The sequence below is a fragment of the Methylorubrum suomiense genome (assembly GCF_022179765.1).
In the GTDB taxonomy this organism is placed as follows: Bacteria; Pseudomonadota; Alphaproteobacteria; order Rhizobiales; family Beijerinckiaceae; genus Methylobacterium; species Methylobacterium suomiense.
Genome location: NZ_BPRE01000005.1, coordinates 337,420 through 359,167, shown reverse-complemented (window position 1 = coordinate 359,167; position 21,748 = coordinate 337,420). Strand labels below are relative to the sequence as shown.

General features: G+C 64.1%; 16 protein-coding genes and 1 pseudogene. 10 read left to right on the top strand and 7 right to left on the bottom strand.

Annotation, left to right across the window (positions count from 1 at the left end; translation table 11 throughout):
- The 5 genes from MFF26_RS10555 to cyoD form a co-directional block, all read left to right on the top strand.
- A partial coding sequence (locus tag MFF26_RS10555) for a phosphatase PAP2 family protein (protein WP_238307957.1) occupies positions 1–1,297 on the top strand: 1,297 nt, incomplete at its 5' end.
- Positions 1,298–2,043: 746 nt separating this feature from the next.
- A complete protein-coding gene (gene cyoA, locus MFF26_RS10550; RefSeq protein ID WP_137831066.1) occupies positions 2,044–2,955 on the top strand; it encodes a ubiquinol oxidase subunit II in 912 nt (303 codons plus the stop codon).
- Between the two features lie 15 nt (positions 2,956–2,970).
- On the top strand, positions 2,971–4,980 hold the full coding sequence (locus MFF26_RS10545; RefSeq protein ID WP_137831067.1) for a cbb3-type cytochrome c oxidase subunit I: 2,010 nt from the start codon (positions 2,971–2,973) through the stop codon (positions 4,978–4,980).
- On the top strand, positions 4,977–5,654 hold the full coding sequence (locus MFF26_RS10540) for a cytochrome (ubi)quinol oxidase subunit III (protein ID WP_137831068.1): 678 nt from the start codon (positions 4,977–4,979) through the stop codon (positions 5,652–5,654). Before MFF26_RS10545 ends, MFF26_RS10540 begins: the two co-directional genes overlap by 4 nt.
- Positions 5,651–6,064, top strand: a complete 414-nt coding sequence (gene cyoD, locus MFF26_RS10535; protein ID WP_137831069.1) for a cytochrome o ubiquinol oxidase subunit IV — start codon at positions 5,651–5,653, stop codon at positions 6,062–6,064. The genes MFF26_RS10540 and cyoD overlap by 4 nt, the downstream gene beginning before the upstream one ends.
- A 431-nt stretch (positions 6,065–6,495) precedes the next feature.
- Here cyoD and MFF26_RS10530 read toward each other — a convergent pair.
- Positions 6,496–6,722: pseudogene (locus MFF26_RS10530) on the bottom strand (transposase); the annotation flags it as partial.
- 160 nt (positions 6,723–6,882) lie between these two features.
- Between MFF26_RS10530 and MFF26_RS10525 the strand changes: the two are divergent.
- From MFF26_RS10525 to MFF26_RS10510, 4 genes are all read left to right on the top strand, one after another.
- Positions 6,883–7,779 carry a LysR family transcriptional regulator gene (locus MFF26_RS10525; protein ID WP_137831070.1) on the top strand — a complete coding sequence of 299 codons (897 nt, stop codon included), beginning with the start codon at positions 6,883–6,885 and terminating at the stop codon, positions 7,777–7,779.
- A 102-nt stretch (positions 7,780–7,881) separates the two neighbouring features.
- A complete protein-coding gene (locus MFF26_RS10520; RefSeq protein WP_137831071.1) occupies positions 7,882–8,994 on the top strand; it encodes a carbon-nitrogen hydrolase family protein in 1,113 nt (370 codons plus the stop codon).
- A gap of 103 nt (positions 8,995–9,097) precedes the next feature.
- Positions 9,098–9,394: a DUF485 domain-containing protein gene (locus MFF26_RS10515; protein WP_373324442.1), complete on the top strand. Its 297-nt coding sequence runs from the start codon at positions 9,098–9,100 to the stop codon at positions 9,392–9,394.
- Between the two features lie 10 nt (positions 9,395–9,404).
- Positions 9,405–10,973 (top strand): sodium:solute symporter family transporter, encoded by a 1,569-nt coding sequence (locus MFF26_RS10510; RefSeq protein ID WP_137831073.1) that lies wholly within the window; start codon positions 9,405–9,407, stop codon positions 10,971–10,973.
- 327 nt (positions 10,974–11,300) lie between these two features.
- On the opposite strand, the gene MFF26_RS10505 is transcribed toward MFF26_RS10510, so the two are convergent.
- The 5 genes from MFF26_RS10505 to MFF26_RS10485 form a co-directional block, all read right to left on the bottom strand.
- A complete protein-coding gene (locus MFF26_RS10505; RefSeq protein WP_137831074.1) occupies positions 11,301–12,839 on the bottom strand; it encodes an 8'-apo-carotenoid 13,14-cleaving dioxygenase in 1,539 nt (512 codons plus the stop codon).
- Positions 12,840–13,020: 181 nt separating this feature from the next.
- Positions 13,021–13,191 carry a hypothetical protein gene (locus tag MFF26_RS26565; RefSeq protein WP_308447736.1) on the bottom strand — a complete coding sequence of 57 codons (171 nt, stop codon included), beginning with the start codon at positions 13,189–13,191 and terminating at the stop codon, positions 13,021–13,023.
- A gap of 321 nt (positions 13,192–13,512) precedes the next feature.
- On the bottom strand, positions 13,513–14,568 hold the full coding sequence (locus MFF26_RS10495) for a methyl-accepting chemotaxis protein (protein WP_238307955.1): 1,056 nt from the start codon (positions 14,566–14,568) through the stop codon (positions 13,513–13,515).
- A gap of 490 nt (positions 14,569–15,058) precedes the next feature.
- Positions 15,059–16,510, bottom strand: a complete 1,452-nt coding sequence (locus tag MFF26_RS10490; RefSeq protein WP_137831076.1) for a diguanylate cyclase domain-containing protein — start codon at positions 16,508–16,510, stop codon at positions 15,059–15,061.
- Between the two features lie 736 nt (positions 16,511–17,246).
- Complete coding sequence (locus tag MFF26_RS10485) at positions 17,247–18,512, bottom strand: EAL domain-containing protein (RefSeq protein ID WP_137831077.1); 1,266 nt, start codon at positions 18,510–18,512, stop codon at positions 17,247–17,249.
- 175 nt (positions 18,513–18,687) lie between these two features.
- On the opposite strand from MFF26_RS10485, the gene MFF26_RS10480 reads away from it, so the two are divergent.
- Positions 18,688–20,844 carry a CHASE2 domain-containing protein gene (locus MFF26_RS10480; protein WP_238307954.1) on the top strand — a complete coding sequence of 719 codons (2,157 nt, stop codon included), beginning with the start codon at positions 18,688–18,690 and terminating at the stop codon, positions 20,842–20,844.
- Between the two features lie 27 nt (positions 20,845–20,871).
- Here MFF26_RS10480 and MFF26_RS10475 read toward each other — a convergent pair whose 3' ends face one another.
- Complete coding sequence (locus MFF26_RS10475) at positions 20,872–21,267, bottom strand: DUF3307 domain-containing protein (protein WP_137831079.1); 396 nt, start codon at positions 21,265–21,267, stop codon at positions 20,872–20,874.
- Positions 21,268–21,748: the final 481 nt, after the last annotated feature.

Genomic DNA, 21,748 nt, shown 5'->3' with positions numbered 1-21,748 from the left:
CCTTGAGGACGCCGATAATCTGCTCTTCGCTGAACCGGCTTTTCTTCATCGTCCGTCTCCTGATCGACGGACCCTAGCTGCAGAACGAGGGCAGGCCAGGGGGCAAGGTCAATTGGGGCCTATTGCAGTGACGAAATCATCCTACGACATCGAAATTGACGGATACATTCAAGATGACAAAAATCAGAGTTATTTGCATATAGGCGCTTTGATCCGGGCGAAGATTGAAAGAGCCGGAGATTTCTGTTCGCAGATTTTGTTGGTTGAGTTGCGCGAGGATATGCCTATTCACCTCGCGACCCTGCTGTATCTGTTTTCGTCGGTCTTGTTGTTTTCTCTTTCTGGGGAATTGAGTTGGTTTGCGCCAACCGCCTATCTTTTGCCCTGGATCGAATTGGCTGCTTTGGGAATCCTCATCTATCTATTGGCCGTCGAAATTCCCATCTCAGCTCTCCGTCGTTCTCAGCGTCCTCTGACCGACGCCGTCGTTCGACTATGGGCTCACATCCAATATCGCGCTTTTCCGGTCGTTCTACTCATTTTCAGTCTAAGTATTTTCTATGGCGTATTTACATCGAATAAAAACATGCTTCCAATCCTCAGTCCGACATGGCGAGATGAATCCATCGCGAATTTCAATCAATCGCTCCATCTCGGCTACCTGCCGTGGAAGTTGGTTCATGGCGTAACGGGATACCACCCGGTGACGCGGGTTATTGAATTTCTCTACCTGCCTATTTGGTTGTTGATCCTGGTCGGGCTTCCGGTCTTTCTCGGTGCGCGGCGCGATCTCGCGAGCTTGCGCGTTCGCTATGTCCTGACGATGTTTCTATGCTTCATCGTCCTCGGTAACTTCATGGCGGCACTTGGAATGTCGGGTGGGCCAGCCTTTTATGCCAAGGTGACGGGGGACCATGAGCGATACAAGGACCTGATCGACTATCTCACATTCAGCCACGGAATGCCATTTTCGGCTTGGGATATTCAGCAATATTTGTGGGCATGTTTCGAGGCAAAGACCCCTCAGCTTGGATCCGGGATTTCGGCATTTCCAAGCCTGCACGTTTCCATGGCAACCCTTTTCGCCTTGGCGGGACGACATTTGTCGCTGTGGCTGGGGCGAATGCTGATGCTGTACGGCGCGGTGATCTTCATAGGATCGATTCATCTGGGCTGGCATTACGCGGTCGATGGCTACGCTTCGGTGATCGGTACGGTTCTCCTATGGTCCTTGGTGGGAAGGGCGACAAAGACCGTCCAAGCGATGCCGACATCCAGCCTTCGGCGTAACCCGTGATGCTGTCGCTGTTTGGTCGAGATGATTGAACTCTGAACCTGAATAAAAGCGTCATGGACACCGCTCGGCTTCTGCTGATGCGCGTGAATGTCCGTTATTCAGGGATGTTCCGAAGTGGAAGGTGAGTGCCCGTACGGGCTCGGAAAGTCAGAGTGTTCCCCCCTCGGGCGCCGCGCGCAGCAAGTTGTGGCCACACTGGCGCGTGAGCCCGGACAGAACCCCATCGGGGCGGGCGGACAATGTCACGCGACCATGCCTTGGCTCTCGTTGAACGCGGCGAAAATATCGTACGGCGCCATTCCCCGCGTGATCCGGCACGCCACGCGCGGAAGCCGCTTTGGCCCGACGCCGACGACAGCCAGTGCCGGTGGCCGGGACCGATCCTCACAGGATAAATTCCATAGAGGTCGGCAGATCGCGCTACGGTTGAAGCACCGGGCAGGATGATGACAAGCGCGTGAACGTGTTGGCCCCCCGGAACAAAATTCGAGCCCGGTCGGATCATATCGAGAGCCCCCGCCGAACGTGGCCGGCGGAAATGCGCAGGCGGATTTGCCCATTTCATAGAAGGCGTATGACCATACGGAGAGGTGGGCGACAAATTTGGCAATAGGAACGATTATGAAGTCGAGGATGTCGGTCTTATGCCAGTATCGTTGCGTCTATTTGAGGTCAGAATACGATCTGCCCGTGATCGAATTCAGGAAGTGCTGCGGCCATCATCTGATCGAGCACTGAGCCGCGTGATGCGCACTGGGTCGGCGACACGTATCCTCACGCGGGCTGGTGCGGTTGCTGGGGCGGTCTGTTCCCTGACCGGCTGCCAGAATTACAACCTGTTCGACGCCAAGGGTCCGGTCGGTGCGGCGGAAGCCAATATCCTGATCATCGCCAGTGTGATCATGCTGGCGATCATCGTCCCGACAATGATCGCCACGATCGTCTTCGCGTGGTGGTACCGCGAGGGCAACACCCGCGCGCAATACCGGCCGAACTGGGCCTTCTCCGGTCGGATCGAGATGGTGGTGTGGTCGGTGCCTCTGCTCACCATCATCTTCCTCGGCGGCATCGCCTGGATCGGCGCGCACCGGCTCGACCCGATGACGCCGCTCGATTCGGACAGGAAGCCGATCGAGGTGCAGGTCGTCTCCCTCGATTGGAAGTGGCTGTTCATCTACCCCGAGCAGGGGGTGGCGAGCGTGAACCGGCTCGTCATGCCGGCCGCGACGCCGGTCCAGTTTCGGCTGACCTCGTCGAGCGTGTGGAATTCGTTCTTCATCCCGCGGCTCGGCAGCATGATCTACACCATGCGCGGCATGACCACCCGGCTCAACCTGATGGCCGACCGGGAGGGCGAACTCTACGGTCTCTCGACCCATTTCAGCGGCGATGGCTTCGCCGACATGAATTTCCCGGTTCAGGTCGCCTCGGACGAGGGCTTCGCGGAATGGGTCCGGCAGGCGAAGGAATCGAGCCTGAAGCTCGATCCCGCCTCCTATGGCGAACTCGCCAAGCAGAGCACCGGCGACAAGCCGCGCCTCTACGGCACGGTCGATCCGAAGCTGTTCGACGGGATCGTCGCCCAGACCGTCCCGCCCGGCCCCGGCCCGTCGGCCCCGGGCGGCGTCGAGGCTGTGCGGCCCAAGGGCGGAAGCTAGAGGCGGGAATCCTGAATGCTCGGCAAGCTCACCCTCGACGCGATCCCCTTAAGCCAACCGATCCCGCTGATCGCCGCTGCCGTCGTCGGTCTCGTCCTCCTCGGCGTAATCGCCTGGACGGTCATCGCCGGCCACTTTCCCTATCTGTGGCGGGAGTGGATCACGAGCGTCGATCACAAGCGCATCGGCGTGATGTACTGCATCCTCGCCCTGGTGATGCTGATCCGCGGCTTCTCCGACGCGATCCTGATGCGATCGCACATGCTCTTCGCCTACAAGGCACCGGGCTACCTGCCGCCGGAGCATTACGACCAGATCTTCTCCGCCCACGGCGTGGTCATGATCTTCTTCGGCGCGATGCCGTTCATGATCGGCCTGATGAACTTCGCCGTGCCGCTCCAACTCGGCGTGCGCGACGTCGCCTTCCCGACGCTGAACTCGGTCAGCTTCTGGCTCACCGCCTCCGGCGCGCTGCTCGTCAATGTCAGCCTCGTCGTCGGCGAGTTCGCCCGCACCGGCTGGTGGCCGGCCCCGCCGCTCTCGGAGGCGACCTACTCGCCGGGCGTGGGCGTCGATTACTACATCTGGGCGATCCAGATCTCCGGCATCGGGACGCTGCTCTCAGGGGTCAATCTCGTCACGACGATCCTGAAGGTCAGGGCGCCGGGCATGAGCTATCTGCGCATGCCGATGTTCTGCTGGACCGCGCTCGCCTCGAACCTGCTCATCGTCGCGGCCTTCCCGATTCTGACGGCGACGCTCGCGATGCTGGCGCTCGACCGCTACCTCGGCTTCCACTTCTTCACCGATTCCCAGGGCGGGAATTCGATGATGTTCATGAACCTGTTCTGGGCTTGGGGGCATCCGGAGGTCTACATCCTCGCGCTGCCCGCCTACGGCGTGTTCTCGGAGGTCATCTCGACCTTTTCCGGCAAGCCGCTCTTCGCCTACCGGTCGATGGTGATGGCGACGATGGCGATCTTCATCCTGTCGTTCATGGTGTGGCTGCACCACTTCTTCACCATGGGGCCGGGCGGCGACGTCAACGGCGTCTTCGCCATCACCTCGATGATCATCGCCGTGCCGACCGGCGTGAAGATCTTCGACTGGCTGTTCACGATGTATGGCGGGCGCATCCGCTTCCACACGTCGATGCTGTGGTCGCTCGGTTTCATGCTGACCTTCGTGGTCGGCGGCGCCACCGGCGTGCTGCTGGCGATCCCGCCCGCCGATTTCGTGCTCCACAACAGCATGTTCCTGGTCGCCCATTTCCACAACGTGATGGTCAGCGCCGTGCTGTTCGGGGCGTTCGCGGGCTACGCCTACTGGTTCCCCAAGGCCTTCGGCTTCCGGCTCGACGAGTGGTGGGGCAAGGTCGCGTTCTGGTTCGGCATCTCCGGCTTCGTCGTCGTCTTCGGCGCGTTCTATATCCTCGGCCTGCTCGGCATGACGCGGCGGATGCAGCACTACGACGTCGCCGATTGGCGGCCCTGGATCCTGATCGCCGGCTTCGGCGTCGTCCTCATGCTCGTCGGCGTGGTGGCCCAGGTGGTCCAGCTCGTCGTCTCCATCCGCCGCCGCGAATCCCTGCGCGACGAGACTGGCGATCCCTGGGACGGCCGTGCCCTCGAATGGGCCACGGCCTCGCCGCCGCCGGTCTTCAACTTCGCCGCGATGCCGCAGGTGCACGGCGAGGAGGCCTACTGGACGATCAAGGCCGCCGCCCGCGAGCAGCTGAGCCTGCGTAACGAGCCCGATTACGCGCCGATCGAGATGCCGATCAACAATCCCACCGGCGTGGTCTGCGCCTTCTTCGCCACGCTGATCGGCTTCGCCATGATCTGGCACATCTGGTGGCTCGCGGTCCTGGGCTTCCTCGGGGCGTTCGCGACCTTCGTGGTGTTCGCGTGGCGCGATAAGGCCGAGTACGAGATCCCGGCCTCCGAGGTGCAGCGGATCAACCGGGCCAACCGCACGACCCGGCTCGAAGCCCTGCAGGGCGTCGGCCGCCGGAGGGCCGCATGAGCGCCACCGCCTCCCCCGGCCTCGCCCCGGGCCACGATCCGTATCATCTCGGCGGCAGCCGCGACGGGCGCGGCGATTCCGCCGCCACCGGCCGCGGGGCCGGCGGCCCGGCGCCGAAGCGCATCGTCGTCGCCTACGGCTTCTGGATCTTCATCCTCAGCGACATCGTGATGTTCGCGGCCTTCTTCGCCGCCTACGGGGTGTTGGTGGGCGGCACCGCCGATGGCCCGAAGCCGCAGGAGTTGTTCGATCTCACCCATGTCGCGCTGGAGACGGGGCTGCTGCTCCTGTCGAGCTTCACCTGCGGCGTGGCCACGCTCGCGCTCACGGCCCGCCGCATGGCCCTGTTCCAGGCCATGATGGCGGTGACCTTCGTTCTCGGCGCGGGATTTCTCGCGCTGGAGCTGAAGGAATTCGCCGACCTGATCGCGCGCGGCGCCGAGCCGTCGCGCAGCGCCTTTCTGTCCTCGTTCTTCACCCTCGTCGGCTGCCACGGCCTGCATGTCGGCATCGGCCTCCTGTGGCTCCTGACCATGATGGCGCAGGTGCTGACCAAGGGGTTTCGCGACGACATCCTGCGCCGCACCGCCTGCTTCGCCCTGTTCTGGCACGCCCTCGACATCGTCTGGGTCGGGGTGTTCAGCGTCGTCTACCTGCTCGGAGTGATCGCATGAGCGCCGCCGACCAAGCCGCAGAACGCTCCAAACGGCATCGGGCGGACGTCGCGCCGGGCGAGGCCTACCCGGAAGAGGATATCGCCAAGGGCATCCGCGGCTACCTGATCGGCCTCGGCCTCGCGGTGCTGCTCACCGCCTGCTCCTTCGCCGTGGTGCGGATGAATTTCATCTGGGCGCCCGCGATCCCCGTGGCGGTGATCGTCTTCGCCATCGCCCAGATGGGCGTGCACCTCGTGTTCTTCCTGCACATCACCACCGGGCCGGACAACACCAACAACGTTCTGGCTCTGGCCTTCGGTGTGCTGTTCGTCGTGCTGCTGATCGGCGGCTCGGTCTGGATCATGGCCAACATGAACCACAACATGATGCACAGCCCGGCACCGGCGCCGTCGCACGCCCATCACTGACCGGCCGATGAGGCGCCAGGCCTGAATCCACCGTTCAATCGATGGTTGCCACGGGAACTGTCCTCGCGTCTGTGAGGCTAGGTAACGCGGGCAGGTGCCAACGCATCCAATGGCGGTAAGATTGGCCAATCGTACAAATCAATAGAAATTAATACGTCTTTTTAGACTGTGAAAATATCAGTCGATTCAAATAAGCGCCTGTATTTTATCAAACATCGCTCAAACTCATTGGATTAGAATTAGAAATGAATATACCGCGAGACGTTTAATGTCTTAGAATATGCGACTCATTGTGGTTGTTCCAGATAAACGGTCTGATCAAGGCGAAAAATCCCAGGGATCGACCTCTGCCAAGAGAACCCGATGCACCGCATTCGCCCGACAGGCATGCGGACCTCAGTCGCGAAAGGTTGTAGTTCGGTTAAAAATTCTTCCAGATCAGCTTCGCGGGCCAAGTCCGCCAGCATCTGATCCAAGACCCCACGGGCGATCCAATCGTCGTCGCGCCGCTCGACCGTCCGGTCGTCGCCCAGTCGCTCCGGTCTGTCTCTCCAATGTCCCCCTGGGCGGTCCATCTATGACAGCACATCGAGGAACCGACCATTGTCCGTCCGCGGGCCGCGTTTCCCTGCGTTTCAACCGGCACGAAGCTCTTCACACGCTCTCAGTGGTCGTCGCCCAGTCCGGCAACCTCCGGTATGGTCATCTCCCACAGCCATGTCTTTTATCAAATCAGGCTTGCCTCACGCTGACTTCCTAAATTCCCCACTACAGCCTAGATAAATGTTGGTCGTACTCTGCTCTACAGCATCAGCCGCATGTTCGATTGGAACGATCTGACCTTCTTCCTAGAAGTCGCGCGCCACGGTCGGCTGATGCCGGCCGCACGCCGGCTCAAGGTCGACAACACGACGGTCAGCCGCCGGATCGCCGAGTTGGAGAGAAGCCTGGACACGAAGCTGTTCCAGCGCTGCTCCGACGGTTTTCTGCTGACCGAAGGCGGTGACAAGCTGTTCGTCATCGCGGAGGTCATCGAGCAGAAAATGCTCGGCGTGCCGGAGGCGCTTGGTTTGCAGGATGGGACGCAGCCGGTCGGGCGCGTGCGGGTCGCCAGCATGGAGGGCATCGCGGCGTTCTACCTGTCGGCCAAGTTCGCCGAGTTGGCCGCGACCGCGCCCGGCCTCGTCGTCGAACTCGTCACGGAGCGGCACCTCATCAACCTGACGAAGCGGGAGGCCGATATCTCGGTGTCCTTCGTGCCGCCCCAGGGACCGCGCCTCAAGGTTCGGCGGGTCGGCGAGTTCCGCTTGGCCCTGTTCTCGTCCGAAGCCTATCTCGCCCAGCGCGGTCGGCCGCGCTCGCGCGCCGATCTGCAGCAGCACGACTTCGTGGATTATGTCGACGATCTCGTCGCCATCGAACCGGTGCATTGGCTTCTCGAAGTCCTGAAGCCGAACAACGTGGTCTTTCGCTCGACCAGCATGGCCGCTCAGCAGGCCGCGACTGCGGCGGGGGCGGGTATCGCCCTGTTGCCGCTTTTCTCGGCAAAGACCAACCCGGCCCTCGTGCCGGTCTTGCCCGACGAGATCGTCGTACGCCGCGAGCTCTATCTCGGCGTCCACGAAGATATCGAGCATGTCGGCCGCGTCCGTGCGGTCACGCGCTTCTTGACGGAGCTGTTCATTCAAGAGGCAGATCACTTGAACCAATTCTGAGCAGGTCGCCGCACGATTGCAGCGACCCTTGCGGATTTTAGACCTTCGCGACGTGCGTGGCTTCTGTTGCAAATGCGGCATCCAACATTTGGAGCCGCACCGATGACCGCCCCCTTTCCGCAGTTCAAAGCGGCCGCCTGCCACGTCGCCCCGGTTTTCCTGGACAGCGCCGCCACGGCCGAGAAGGCGGCCGCCCTGATCGGCGAGGCCGCCCGCGCGGGCGCCGGGCTCGTGGTGTTTCCCGAGGGCTACATGCCGGGCTTTCCCCTCTGGGTGGCCCTCCGTGCCCCGATCCACAACCACGATCTGTTCAAGCGACTCGCGTCCGAATCCGTCCGCCTCGACGGGCCCGAGATCGGCGCGGTGCGCGCCGCCGCCCGGCGACACGGCGTTCTCGTCTCCCTCGGCTTCAGTGAGAGCACCGAGGCCAGCCTCGGATGTCTCTGGAACGCGAACATCCTGATCGGGCGCAACGGGGCCATCCTCAACCATCACCGGAAGCTCGTCCCGACCTTCTACGAGAAGCTCGTCTGGGCGAACGGCGACGCCCGGGGCCTGCGCGTGACGCCCACCGAAATCGGCCGGGTCGGCATGCTCATCTGCGGTGAGAACACCAATCCTCTGGCCCGATATGCCCTGATGGCGCAGGGCGAGCAGGTCCATATCTCGACCTATCCGCCGGCTTGGCCGACCCGCCCACCGGGAGAGAGCGCGGCCTACGACCTGAAGCGCGCGATCGAGATCCGGGCCGGCGCCCATGCTTTCGAGGCCAAGGTGTTCAATATCGTCTGCTCGGCCGTCCTCGACGGGGCCGCGAAGGAGATCCTCTGCGGAGGAGACGCCGCCCTCGCCGACATCGTCGAGCGGACCCCGGCGGGCGTGTCCATGGTCCTCGATCCGACCGGTTCGCACGTGGTGGAACCCCACCAGGGCGATGAGGGGATCGTCTACGCCGATATCGATATCGCGGCCTGCGTGGAGCCGAAGCAGTTCCACGATGTGGTCGGCTACTACAACCGCTTCGACATCTTCCATCTCAACGTCGATCGCACGCCGCGCGAGCCGGTGAGCTTCGACGCGCCCGGCCACACCATGGCCGCCCGTTCCGCCGCCGACCGCCTCGATGGTCCGGATGCGACGGGCCTCGGTGCCGACACGGCGCATCCGGCCTTCGGTGAGATGACGGCCGATGCGCCGCGCCGCAGCGGCCACTGAAGAATCGCGCGGCCCGTCCCCGGGGCGGGCCGCACCGATTTCGGGAATGCCGGTCTCACCAAGATATCTCGCTCATTCACACCACCTCGATCGGAGGCGCAGCATGCTTTCACCGGACAAGATAGACGTTCGCGACGATGTCTCGGAATTCGAGGCGATCTCTCGAAACAAATCGCGCGTTGCAATCTCGCTGAGTGCCGTGATGATCGCGATGTATTTCGGCTTCATGTCGATGTTCGCTTTCGCGAAGCCGCTGATGGGGACGATCCTCGCCCCGGGATTGTCGCTGTGCATCCTGCTCGGTGCCAGCGTGATCGTCGGATCGTTCCTTCTCTGTCTTGTCTACGTCGTCTGGGCAAACCGGTTCTACGACCCGGCCGTGCGCCGCATCATTGGCTGAGGAGAGAACCATGCAGGCAGCGAACAACCCCCTGGCGGTCACCTTCTTCTTCGTCTTCATGGCGCTGACGCTCGGCATCACCTACTGGGCGGCGCGGAGGACGCGCACCACGGACCAGTTCTTCGCCGCGGGCGGCGAGATCACGGCCTGGCAGAACGGCTGGGCCCTCGCGGGCGATTTCCTCAGCGCGGCCGCGCTTCTGGGGATCGCCGGCATCATCACGTCGAACGGCTTCGACGGCTTGATCTACTCCATCGGCTTCCTGGTCGGCTGGCCGATCATCTCGTTCCTGATCGTCGAACCACTGCGCAATCTGGGTAAATTCACCTTCGCTGACGTGGTCGCCTACCGCCTGCGTCAACGGCCCGTGCGCGTGGCCGCCGCCATCGGCACGCTGACCGTGATCCTTCTGTACTTGATCGCCCAAATGGTCGCGACGGGCTCGCTGATCAAACTTCTCTTCGGCATGCCCTATACGGCGTCGGTCATCGTGGTCGGAACGGCGATGCTGATCTACGTGATCTTCGGCGGCATGCTGGCGACGACCTGGGTCCAGGTCATCAAGGCCGTCCTCCTCTCCCTCGGGGGGCTCGTCCTGGCACTCCTCGTGCTGGTCCATTTTGACATGAATCCCCTGCGCCTCTTCGCGGCGGCGGCCGACAAATACGGCGAGCGCGTGCTGCAGCCCGGCTCCAAGGTCGCCGGCAGCGGGTGGGATGCGATCTCGCTGGGTGTGGGACTGATGTTCGGGACGGCGGCGCTTCCGCACATCCTGATGCGCGCCTTCACGGTCCCGGACGTCAAGGAGGCGCGGATGTCGATCCTCTACGCCACCGGCATCATCGGCTCGTTCCACCTGCTCGTCTTCGTGATCGGCTTCGGCGCCATGGTCCTCGTCGGGCCGGAGGCCGTGATCAAGGCCGGCGGCGGCGGCAACATGGCGGCCCCGCTCCTCGCCCTCACGGTCGGCGGCAACGGCTTCTTCGGCTTCATCTGCGCGGTCGCCTTCGCGACGATGCTCGCGGTCGTCGCCGGGCTGACCCTCTCCGGGGTTGCCACGGTCTGCCACGACCTCTGGGTCAACGTGGTGCGCAACGGCGATGCGCCGGAGCGCGAACAGCTCACCGTCGCCCGGATCGCCACCGTCGCTATTGCCGTCCTGGCGGTGTCCCTCGGCATCGTGTTCGAAGGTCAGAACGTCGCCTTCATGGCCGGACTGGCCTTCGCCGTCGCCGCGGCGGCGAACTTCCCCGCGCTCCTGCTCTCCATCGTGTGGAAGCGCTTCACGACGTCGGCCGCGGTCGCGAGCATCCTGGTCGGCACCTTCTCGTCCCTCCTGCTGATCTGCCTCTCCCCGACGGTTCAGGTGGACGTGCTCGGCCGGAGCCTCGCCGCGGTCTCCCAAGAGTGGTGGTTTGTCCCGATGAAGAACCCGGCTCTCATCAGCATGCCGCTGTCCTTCCTCGTCGCCATCGCCGTCTCGCTCGTCACCCAGGAACAGGGTGCGGAGAGCAGCTTCCGGGAGATGCGGCGGCGGATCATGTTCGGGGCCGCGGGAGCGGTCTGCCCCGAACGCTGATCCTGGATCGGATCCGAGAAGGACGGGACGGGATCACCCCGTCCCGTCCTTCCGCGTTTCGAATGGGACGCTGGAGCGAGCGCGTCCGAGAATCCTGCGGCGAGGAGAAGCTTCTCGTCGAACGAGACGTCGAGGCGGAATCGGCCTACCGAGCTTGGTGGCGACGCGCCGTGCGGTCGCCGCCCGGCCGTGGGTGATGGTCACGGGATGATGTCCGGTCCGGCCGACGCTGCCCGGTGCGGTCAGGGTTCGAGCGAGCGCCCGGGCGTGTCGGTCGAGTCCAGGCCCGCCGCATCACGGATCTGCCGAGACAGTCAGGCGCCCGGCCTAGACACCGGGCGGGATCGCCGGGCCGATCGCGGGAGCGACAGCGGAGCGTCGCGACGCCCCATCGGGGCCGTCCCCAGGGGCGTTATGCGCCCCCGTGTCGCCCGCACCCTGTGTCGGAAACCAGTTGCCGTGGAAGCCCGGCGGGATCCGGTGGCCGAGGCGGATACGGGCGATGGGCGGTTCTGCGAACGATCGCGCGTCGAGGATGACGAAGTCGGTCGTGTGGTGCGCGGTGTCGATCACGAGACCGACGAGCCAGCCCTCGTCCTCGCCGGCCCCGGGACGCGCCGGCACGAAGACGAACTCCCCTGGGATGCGGTCGGCACCGAACGCGTGGACCTGCCGCTCGCCCGTTTCCAGGTCGTGCTTGTAGATCTGCGTCGCGCCGGCAAGTTGCGTGTTGCCGTCTTCCGGGACGCTGACCGTGTAGAGGTAGCGGTGATGCTGGCCGAACAACCGCTCATCGATGCGCGGGAATTCCTGGGCCGCGGAATCCAGCACCCGCCGTTCGACGCGCCGCGTCGCCGCATCGAGCGTCCAGCGTTCGAGCTTTCCTGGGGTGTCGAGGCCGCCCTCGGCCGAGGCAAACACCGTTTCGTAGGCGATGACGTCGAGGATCACCCGCCCATCCGCGTCGTCGTAGGCGTTGGCGACGTGGAACACGAAGCATGACGCGACCTCGCACCAGAGGATGTCGGCGCTCGCGCCCTGCCTGGGAAGAAGGCCCACCCGGGCCTTGTGGTCCGTGTTCCAGCGGAACGGGAAACGGTAGCCGGCCAGGACGGCCTTGAGCGAGAACGTCACCGGCAGATCGAGCACGATGACGAAGCGCGCCGTGATCGCGCAATCGTGGACGCAGGGGCCATGCTCGACCGCGATCGGCATGTCCCGCACGACCTGCCCGGTCGGTGCGACGACGACGTGGCGGACGCGGTCCCAGATGCGACCGTCATAGGCGATGGCGTGCGTCTCTCCGGTCAGCGGGTCACGATGCGGATGCCCGGTGAACGATCCGGCGAGCGTCCCCTCGAGCGGGTTGTAGCGCTGCTCCTCCAGGGTTCGCGACAGTTCGACGGGGAAGCTGCCCGCCTCGACGACTGCGAAGATCCGGCCGCCGATCTCGACGACATTGGTGTTGACGGTGTCGTTGCCACCCCGCCGCGGTCCGGGCGCGGCGGGTCGCTTGAGCGCCGCCGCGGCCGTGCGGGAGGCGATCCAGCGGTTGCGGTACCACAGCGCCCTGCCGCCCTCGATTGCCAGACCGTGCACCATGCCATCGCCGAGGAACCAGTCGTGGCCCCGCATCGCCGGGCGGACGGGATTGGCCCCCATCTTGAGATAGAGACCGTCGAGGCCCGGCGGGATCACCCCGGTGACGGGCAGGTTCTCCAGGGTCAGCTCTTCGCGCATCGGTTCGTGGACACCGACCACGAAGGGGTTCCGCGTTCCCGGCAAGCGCAGCCGATTGCAGGCCGCCAGCAGACCGACGCCCATCTCGGCGGCAGCGCGGATGGCCGATTGGATTCGGTTCGACATGGGCAGCGATCCCCGCATCAGGTGGACGGCCATGACGTCAGCGTGGCGGGGCTGCCCGCTTCCCGACCGCCGAGGGGAGGGGGCGCGGGATGAGCGCGGCGCACCATCGTGCCTCGATCCCGACGCCGCAACGGCGCGGGCGCTGGATCCGTCATCAAGGATGCGCAGGAACCAGGGTGGGTCATGGAGATTGGCTTGCCGGGCTGGCGCTCATGCCGGTCGGGAGGATGACATGTCCGAGGATACCGAAAAGCACCGTGCCTTGCTGAGTGCCCTCAGGGACGCACAGGGGAAGAACGACGGCGCGTTCGAGCAGGCCGTCCTGAACGCCTTCGAGCACGTCTTCGAACATCTGGGACGCTTGAACGATCACGTCGCCCTGACCGGCCCCGATGGGAAGGATCCCCATTTGAAGCCCGGAGAATCGCCGACCCTGCGATAGGCCGGGAGGCCCTGTTCGGGCAGTCTGGTAGGGAGCACGCGACGTTCACGGCGCTCAACGGGTCGATCCCGAACGCTCGCATGCTCTCGGCCACCCTCGCCGAGGCGGCTTTCATCGTCTCGATGTCAGCGATGCCGCCGGCGGCTTGATCCGGATCCGTCTCGGGCCCTCGCCGGGTCCGCCGTGGCGGGTCCAGATCAATCGGGCCACTGATCGCGGATTCCGGCTGCCTCAGTTCGGCTCCTGCTCGATGACGCCCCGCCAGCCAAGGCCGCGATAGGTCTCGTAGCCGGGCGTGGCGTGGAAGGCGACGAGCCGCCCACCCGCATCGACATAGGTGCCCTGCGCCGCACCGTCCGTGCGCAGCGGGTAGCGCTCCGACAGGATGCCCTTGCCCTTCGAGCAGGCAATCACCCGGTTCTCGGCGTCGAGGAGCAGGACGCGGCTGCGGGTGCGCTCGTCGGCGGCGAGGCGCACGCCCTCGACCACGGCCCGCGCCTGCGGCTCCCAGTCGAAATGGATCGCGAGGTAGCCGAGGGGGCGCCCCGACGCCTCGCCGTTCTCGCGTACCGAAGCCGCGTAGGTGGCGGTCTGCGCGCCGTTGAGGCCGGCACAACGTCCGACATCGGCCACCGCGAACTCGTCGCCGGAGGCAAGGCGCCGCGCCCGCTCGAACCAGGGCTCCGCCCGAACGTCGCGGTCGCGCACGTGGAAGCGGTCGGGGCGCCCGTTGGCGATCACCCGACCATCGAGGCTGCACAGCCAGAGATCGAGATACACCGTGTAGGAGGAGAGGATGACGCCGAGCCGGTGGCTCGCATGGGCCCGAGCGTCCTCGGTCGGGTCGGCGGCGCAATCGACCACGGCGGCGTCGGTGGCCCACCAGCGCACGTCGCAGGTGCGCTCGTAGAGGTTGCGGTCGATGATCTCGATGGCATTGAGGGCGAGATCGACGCAGCGCTCCGACCGCGCCTCGGCGGCGAGCCGTCCCACCGCCTCGGTCAGGGTATCGACGCCGCTCCCCAGATTGGTGGCCAGCGCAGTGGCCAGCTGTTCGATCTCGCCCGAGACGTTGCGGACCTCTTGAGCCACCACCGAGAAGCCAGCGCCGTGCACCCCGGCGTGTGAAGCCTCGATGAGCGCATTCAGGGCAAGAAGGCGCATCCGCTGGGTAATGGTGTTGATGCCGCTGAGGCTGCTGAGCGTGCTCGCCTTAAGGGATGCGGTCGAGGCACCAACGACAGCGTTAAGGCCCGTCGCTTGGTAGCTCTTTGTAGCCTGAGTCATCTATGATGGCCCTGATTGATACTTTGGTTTATATAAATTTGCTGATTAAAAATTCGTAAACTGAGTAACTGTGAGTTTTTTGAGCAGAATGAACTGGGATCGGGCATGCTCTGCCGACAAACCGAACGTCTTGATGATTGGCTCGCCATCGTCGGCCGACGCGCGCCTGCGAGCGGCCCATTCCGCGGCTGTTCGTGGGTATGCCCCGGCGGGGGGGCGAGCGCGGGCAAAGGGCGAGCGCGCTCCGGTGCAGTCCACTCGCCAGCAAAACGCCGAGCGCAGGGCCGGCCGAGGCGTACGATTCAGGCGACGGCCGTGTCGATCGGGGGGCTGGGCCTAACCCGTCCGCTCCGAGTCGCGCATTCGGGCCGTGGCAGGCTGAGGGCGTGAGCGCTCCTCTGATGCCATTCTAAGAAATTGGACGCCTATATTGTCGTCTCGATCGACTAATTGGCCGAAGTGAAGGCGTATCGAGCGTGAGCGTACGCGTTCAACTCGCCTGTGACTGTTCTATCGCGGCATGATAGGTCTGCGCCGTTCCCTTGCGACGGCGCTTGGCGGCGTAAAGAGCGGCATCGGCCTGACGGAGGAGCACGTCACGGTCGTGCGCGACCGGGTCTGACCAGGCGATGCCAATGGTCCCCGTCACTCGGGCAATGTGCCCCTGGCCATTTGCGACGATCTCGAGATCATGGAGAAGGCGGCGAACGAGCCGATCCACCTTCTCGCGGCCGAGCGAGGCGGGTACAAGCACCGCAAACTCGTCACCCCCCAGCCTTGCCGGAAGACACGGCGCGTCGCAGGCAGCCCGCAACCGATCGGCGACACGACGGAGCACCGCATCGCCCGCCGCATGCCCGAGGGCATCGTTGACGCCCTTGAATCCATCGAGGTCGATCAAGAGCACGACGACGTCACGTTCCTGCGCATGTATTTCACGTAACCGTGCGTCGAGAACGCGGTGGAATTCCGCTCTGTTGGCCAATTGCGTCAGATCATCGGTGCGAGCTTGGTGCCGCAGACGTTCTTCCAAGTCATGCTGCTCGGTGACGTCTTGGATCAATCCGATCAGGGCGATGGGTCTGCCCTTCGCCAGTTCGATTTCGCAAGAGCATCGGACGCGTCGGGCATTGCCTTTGGCGGTGATGAAGTTCGCCTCCATCTCGAAGGGCTCGCCGGTATCCAGGGTGCGCATCACGGCATCGATGAATTTGGAGCGATCAGGCTCCGGGAAGTGATTCATGATGTCCTGGGTCGGTACGCCACCGATGACGGGCAGTTCGTGAATGGTGAAGACACCGTCGGACCAAGTCGTCGCCTGCTTCTCGATATCGTAACGGTACGATCCCATATCGGCCATTCGTTCAGCCTGCTTGAACTGACGGCGTTCACGCTCCAACCGTTCTACGGTGACAAGGTGTTCGTCGGCGCACTCGGCGGCGCGAAGGGCCGCGGCACGGGCCTCGATGAGGGCTTCGGCGACGCAGGCCAACTCCTTGAGTATTTCCAAATCGTCGTCGCTCTCCGCGCGCGCGCGCTCGTCGAGGACGCACAGCGTTCCAATCGTGACCATGTCGCCATCGGCGCGACGGACGCGAATGGGAACGCCGGCGTAGTAGCGGATATGCGGCCGGCCGATGACGAACGGGCTCGCCACGAAGCGGTGGTCGAGCCTGGCATCGGCCACGATGAGGGGCCGCTCGGTCTCGAAGACGACCGGGCAGAACGCCTGCGCTCGCGCCGTCGCGGCAGCGAGTGGCCCGCAGCGCGCCTTGAACCACTGGCGCTTCGCATCGACCAGGGTGATCGAGGACATGCTGGTGCCCGCCATGCGTTGTGCGAGCTTGGCAAGGGCATCGAACTCGCGCTCGGGTGGCGTATCGAGCAGAGCGAGTTCCATCAGGGCTGTCTGGCGCAATGCCTCGCGCTGAGGGTCCACCATGGTTCGCTCACTGATCACGAGGATGCCCCGGCACAGGCGACGAGGCCATGCCTATAAGAAAAAGGTATAAGGATGCGTATCGCGCCAGTCAGAGAATTGGCCGTATCGATATCCGGGCCGTTTGTATTAAATTCGATGCGTTTTATGCGTGCAACTCGACGTTGCCGGTGGCAATGTAATGGAATCTGCAGACATTATACAATAATCAGTATGTATCGATATTGATTAAATTTCTTGCGAAAATATAGCATAAGTTACAATTTACTTGATTTTTACGCAATATTGCAGGTTAGCGATATTCGTGGGTACGAAATTTGATAGCTAGATTTGCCGGTCGCCGTTTTGCTGCGAATAATTGCTTTGACGATATAATCGATTTGATATTTGTTCGATTTGCTTGATTGCTAGGTCGCAGCGATGTGGTGGAAAATGTTTCTGTGCCGGCAGATCTGAGTCGAGGCGCATGATCGGGATAGGTATCGTCGTATGATACCGCCGCGCCCGCGGTCACGACGAATGCCGCCACGAAGTATACAGCTGTCTTCAACGGGGCGCTGGTCAATCGGTGACACTCGACGGGCCAAGTGCACGAGCAGCGGCAGAAATCAGCTGGTCGTCCTGCGGGGGCCGAACAGCGCGAACTGAGCGATGGATTCCATCGATCGGGCCGATTTCCGTCGAATGGCGACACCGGCTTTTGCAGCCATCGCGGCGATGCCGCTCGTGCCCCGGCAGGTTACGAAGCCTTCGCCTGAAGCGAGCGGTCGACGACGTTCCATTCACGGATCGTCATGATGGCCGCCTCGAGCGGCGCGGGATGACCGAACAGGTAGCCCTGGCCGAAAGCACAGCCCATCTCGGTGAGGAGGTCGGCTTCCTCCGCATGCTCGATGCCTTCGGCAACCACGGGGATCTCCAGTTCATCGGCCAAGCGGAGAACGGTTTGAACGATGCGCCGACTGGTCTGATCGACCAGAAGGGTCCGGACGAAGGCGCGATCGATCTTGAGCGTCGTGACGGGCAAGGTGCTGAGGTAACTCAAGCTGGAATAGCCGGTGCCGAAGTCGTCGATCGCGACCCCGAGACCCGCCCGTCGACACCCTGCCAACGCCTCCGCAGCCCGCTCGGGATCTTTCATGAGCAGACTTTCGGTCACCTCGATCTTCAGGCTGCCCGGGGCGATGCCGGTCTGCGAGATCAGATCGGCGATCATTTGAGGGAACGAGGCCGCGGCGAGGTCATGCCCCGACACGTTCACACTGAGGAACAGCGGACCATCGATGTGACGCGGATTATGCAGCGCGCCCAGCATGAGCTCGGGCAGGACCCGGCCGACCTCGGCGAGCGCGAAGCCGGTGAGATCGCCGATCAGCCCCGACGATTCGGCCACCGGAATGAACGCGCTCGGCGGCACGAGTCCCCGTTGCGGGTGGCGCCAGCGCATGAGCGCCTCGAAGCCGGCCAGCCGCCGGGAGGCGAGGCGAACGATCGGCTGGAAATGCATTTCGAACTGCCCGTCCGCGACGCCGGATCGGATCTCGCGCTCGAGAACGAGCGTGTTCAGGGCCGCGGCGAAAACACCGTCGGTCGCCGATGGACGTAACGCCGGGACAGGCATCGGCGAAGCCGCGCCCTTCATCTGTTCGAGCAGAGCGACGGTCTCGCGGTATCGCTCCAGCACGACCCCGAGGCACATGCACAGGATGGGATCGGTTTCTGCGATGCGATGGGCCAGCTGCTGCTCGGTGACGGCGACGAGTGCGCTGTCTTCCAAGGCCCGGACCGAGGCCGAGCGGGGGCGTCGATCGAGGATCGCCATTTCCCCGACAATCTCGCCCGGACCACGATGGGCGAGAACGATGTCTCCTTCCGGGCGAGCGAGGAACACCTCGAGGCGTCCGCCAACGATCAAATAGGCGGCATCCCCCGGCTCACCGGCGGAAAACAACAGCGACCCGGCCGGAACGAGCGTGCGGTCGAGGGACGTGTGCAGTGCGTTCACCGTGCGGGACCCTAACTCGGCTTCTCAGCCGACGGTCGATCCCTAAGGTGCGACCGTTAAGGCGCAGCAAAGGCTGCGTTAAATTGGCAATTTCATCGTCCTATCCTTAACCGTCCTTCAGCTTTGCTGTGCCAACACCCGAGTTGTCGCACCGATGCATGGAAGCGAAGAGGCAATGGTTGGTTTCCAGGGTGCTCGCCGGATCGCCCCGTCTCTTCGGCAGGCGGCACCCGGCATCGCCGGTGGCGTGGCCCTCCTCGCGCTCCTGTTGCTGCATGCGGTGTTGCCGAGACCGTTCGAACGTCTCGAACTCTTCGGTGCGGATACCCTGCAGCGGATGACGCCGCGTGGCGCTGGCGCGGCACCCGTCATGGTCGTCGATGTGGACGAGGAGAGCTTGGCCCGTCATGGACAATGGCCGTGGTCGCGCACGACCGTGGCCGACTTGGTCGCGGCCCTCCAGGATCTCGGTGCCAGCGTCATCGCCCTCGACATGGTCTTCGCCGAGGCCGACCGAACATCGCCATCGCGCCTCGTGCCGGAATGGCGGCAGCGCTTCGGCTTCGGCGCTGTGCCGCAGGATGCCCCTTTGCCGGATCACGACGCGATCCTGGCCAGCATCTTCGCCCGAGGCCGGGTGGTGGCGGGGTTCGCGCCGGTCGACGACGCGATCGGCCGGGCACCCGACGGTATCGCGCCCTTCGCCGTCATTGGCCGCGCCTCACCCGATCGGCTCCTCCGTTTTCGCGGAGCGGTGACGAACCTGCCGGAACTCGATGCCGCGGCTGCCGGGCACGGCAGCTTCTCGCTGAAGGCCGGCACCGACGAGATCACGCGCCGAATGCCGATGATCGCTCGGGTCGGAGATCGTCTCGTCCCATCGCTCGCGCTGGACGCTGTCCGCGTTCTTCAGGACGAGGATACGATCAAGGTACGCGCGGACGATACCGGCGGCATCACCACCGGGTACACGGTCCGCGTCGGTGACATCGACCTGCCGCTCGATGCCGAGGGGGCGTTGCGGCTGCGCTTCCCCGCCGCGCGATCGACCGCGACCCTGGCGGCCTGGCGATTGCTCGATTCAGGCAAGCGCGCCGAGCTTCAGGACAGGGTGCGCGGCGCCGCGATCTTCATCGGGACGAGCGCGGTCGGCCTGTCGGATCTGAGGCCGACCCCGATGACGGCCTTCGAACCGGGCGTCGATCTGCACGCGATCGCTCTGGAGCAGATCCTGACCGGCCGCCATCTCATCCGCCCGGCCTGGGCGCCGGGCGCGGAGCGGGTGACCACGCTCCTGCTCGGCCTCGGCGCGGCTTTCGTCTGCCTGCTCGCGCCGCTCGCCGTAGCGGTGCCGGTGGCCGCCTTGCTCCTGCTGGCTCCGGCGGTCGGCGCCTGGGTCCTCTTCGCGCAGGCGGGGCTTCTGTTCGATCCGACCTTGATCGGTCTCGGTATCCTGGTGGCGTTCGCGGCGGCGGCCCTCGTGCGTTACGCCGGCGTCGAACGCGCGTCACGCCGGTTGCGCTCGGCGTTCACCCATTACCTCTCACCCGATCTCGTTGCAGCGCTCGCGAGCGACCCCGATCGGTTGAAGCTCGGGGGCGAAGCGCGCGAGATGTCGTTCCTGTTCACCGACCTCGAAGGCTTCACGGCCATGACCGAGGCGACCGGCGCCGAGGCACTCGTGCAGTTGCTGAACGCGTATCTCGACGGGATGTGCTCGATCGCGATGGAACACGGCGGGACCGTCGACAAGATCGTCGGGGACGCCGTGCACGTCATGTTCAACGCACCCCTCGATCAACCGGATCATGCCGAGCGGGCCGTGACCTGCGCGCTCGCCCTCGATGTGTTCGCACTGGGCTTCAAGTCACGCCAGAATGCGAGCGGCGTGGCGTTTGGAACGACACGCATCGGCGTGAACACCGGAACGGCGGTAGTGGGCAATTTCGGCGGGAAACGCCGTTTCGACTACACGGCGCACGGCGACGCCATCAACACGGCGGCCCGGCTGGAAGCGGCGAACAAGGCGCTGGGGACGCGGATCTGCGTCGCGCGCGCGACGGTCGAGAAGGTGAGCGGCCACGCCTTCCGGCCCGTCGGAACGTTGATGCTGAAGGGAAAATCCGTCGGGGTCGATGTCTTCGAACCCGTCCGGCATCCATCGGCCGTTCACGGCGCCTACCTGGACGCTTTCGATCGTTTGGCCGTCGGCGACGAGGCCGCCACGCACGTGCTCCTCGATCTCCACGCCGCCGACCCGCACGATCCGGTCCTGGCCTTGCACGCACGCCGCATCCGCGTCGGCGAGCGCAATGTGCGCATGGCGGCTTAGGGCCGCTCCGTCAGCCCGCGAGTTCCATCAGCCCAAGACGAGGAGGACGACGAGGCCGACATTCGTGACTTGGTGCAAGAACTGGTCGAAGCCCATCAGCCACCAGAAGCGCGGATCGGTCATCGGGAACCGGGTGCGCTGAGCGATCAGGGATTTGCCGCGATCGATCAGGCCGTGAACCGCAAGATCGACGAGGGCGATCCACCACAATGCCGGCTTGAACAGAAGGGCGATGACGAGAGTCGCCAGAGCGTGAGAGCCGGCATGTACGGCGAGCGGCGCTTGCCAGCCCGTGACGCGTTCCTTGCCCCGGGCCATCCACTCCGTCTGGGCAACGAAATCGACGGCGTAATGCTTCGCGGCCATGAGCACGAGCAGCAGGCTGAACGTCGAGACGGGCACGACTGTGTTGAGGGATTGCACCGATGCATCCTCTGAAATCGGGGGCGGCAGCATCGACGAGGATCAGCCAATAAGCCGCTAACGAGGCTCCGTCCGGCCTAAAAATCAAATAAAGGTGATACATTCTCAAATTAACCGATCGTTGATGTTTGTTCATAATAACATATAGCATGCCTGCACTGATGGGCAATCGTATAAGATGCTTCCAGCCAACGGGGCGGCGGATTGCTGTTTCGTGGATCGCCCTGATCCGACTCAGAGATGAGCTTGGTCCGCCTTGCGCGATCAAGGGCGTATCTTGTTCGAAAACAAAGCTGTCCGCAGGTCGAGGCGTGCCAGTGTCGGAGGTTTTCCAGGTCCGGCTGATCTCTCGGGATCTTGTATATTGCGGGAAGCAGTCCTGGCGCCGCGATCACCCCATCGCTGCTTCGTTTGGGTGAAGGGGTCCGCGTCCGTCCCGGAACGTCGAACGCACGGACAGGGCCATCCGCCCTGAAGGCGG

Bases quoted from the DNA above. Each gene is read 5' to 3' on its own strand.
- MFF26_RS10515 (WP_373324442.1), top strand. From the start codon at position 9,098: ATGCTTTCACCGGACAAGATAGACGTTCGCGACGATGTCTCGGAATTC.
- MFF26_RS26565 (WP_308447736.1), bottom strand. From the start codon at position 13,191: ATGTTCGAAGACGTGCTCGAAGGCGTTCAGGACGGCCTGCTCGAACGC.
- MFF26_RS10540 (WP_137831068.1), top strand. From the start codon at position 4,977: ATGAGCGCCACCGCCTCCCCCGGCCTCGCCCCGGGCCACGATCCGTAT.
- MFF26_RS10480 (WP_238307954.1), top strand. From the start codon at position 18,688: ATGGTTGGTTTCCAGGGTGCTCGCCGGATCGCCCCGTCTCTTCGGCAG.
- cyoA (WP_137831066.1), top strand. From the start codon at position 2,044: ATGCGCACTGGGTCGGCGACACGTATCCTCACGCGGGCTGGTGCGGTT.
- MFF26_RS10525 (WP_137831070.1), top strand. From the start codon at position 6,883: ATGTTCGATTGGAACGATCTGACCTTCTTCCTAGAAGTCGCGCGCCAC.
- MFF26_RS10520 (WP_137831071.1), top strand. From the start codon at position 7,882: ATGACCGCCCCCTTTCCGCAGTTCAAAGCGGCCGCCTGCCACGTCGCC.
- MFF26_RS10490 (WP_137831076.1), bottom strand. From the start codon at position 16,510: ATGGTGGACCCTCAGCGCGAGGCATTGCGCCAGACAGCCCTGATGGAA.
- MFF26_RS10495 (WP_238307955.1), bottom strand. From the start codon at position 14,568: ATGACTCAGGCTACAAAGAGCTACCAAGCGACGGGCCTTAACGCTGTC.
- MFF26_RS10545 (WP_137831067.1), top strand. From the start codon at position 2,971: ATGCTCGGCAAGCTCACCCTCGACGCGATCCCCTTAAGCCAACCGATC.
- MFF26_RS10505 (WP_137831074.1), bottom strand. From the start codon at position 12,839: ATGTCGAACCGAATCCAATCGGCCATCCGCGCTGCCGCCGAGATGGGC.
- cyoD (WP_137831069.1), top strand. From the start codon at position 5,651: ATGAGCGCCGCCGACCAAGCCGCAGAACGCTCCAAACGGCATCGGGCG.
- MFF26_RS10510 (WP_137831073.1), top strand. From the start codon at position 9,405: ATGCAGGCAGCGAACAACCCCCTGGCGGTCACCTTCTTCTTCGTCTTC.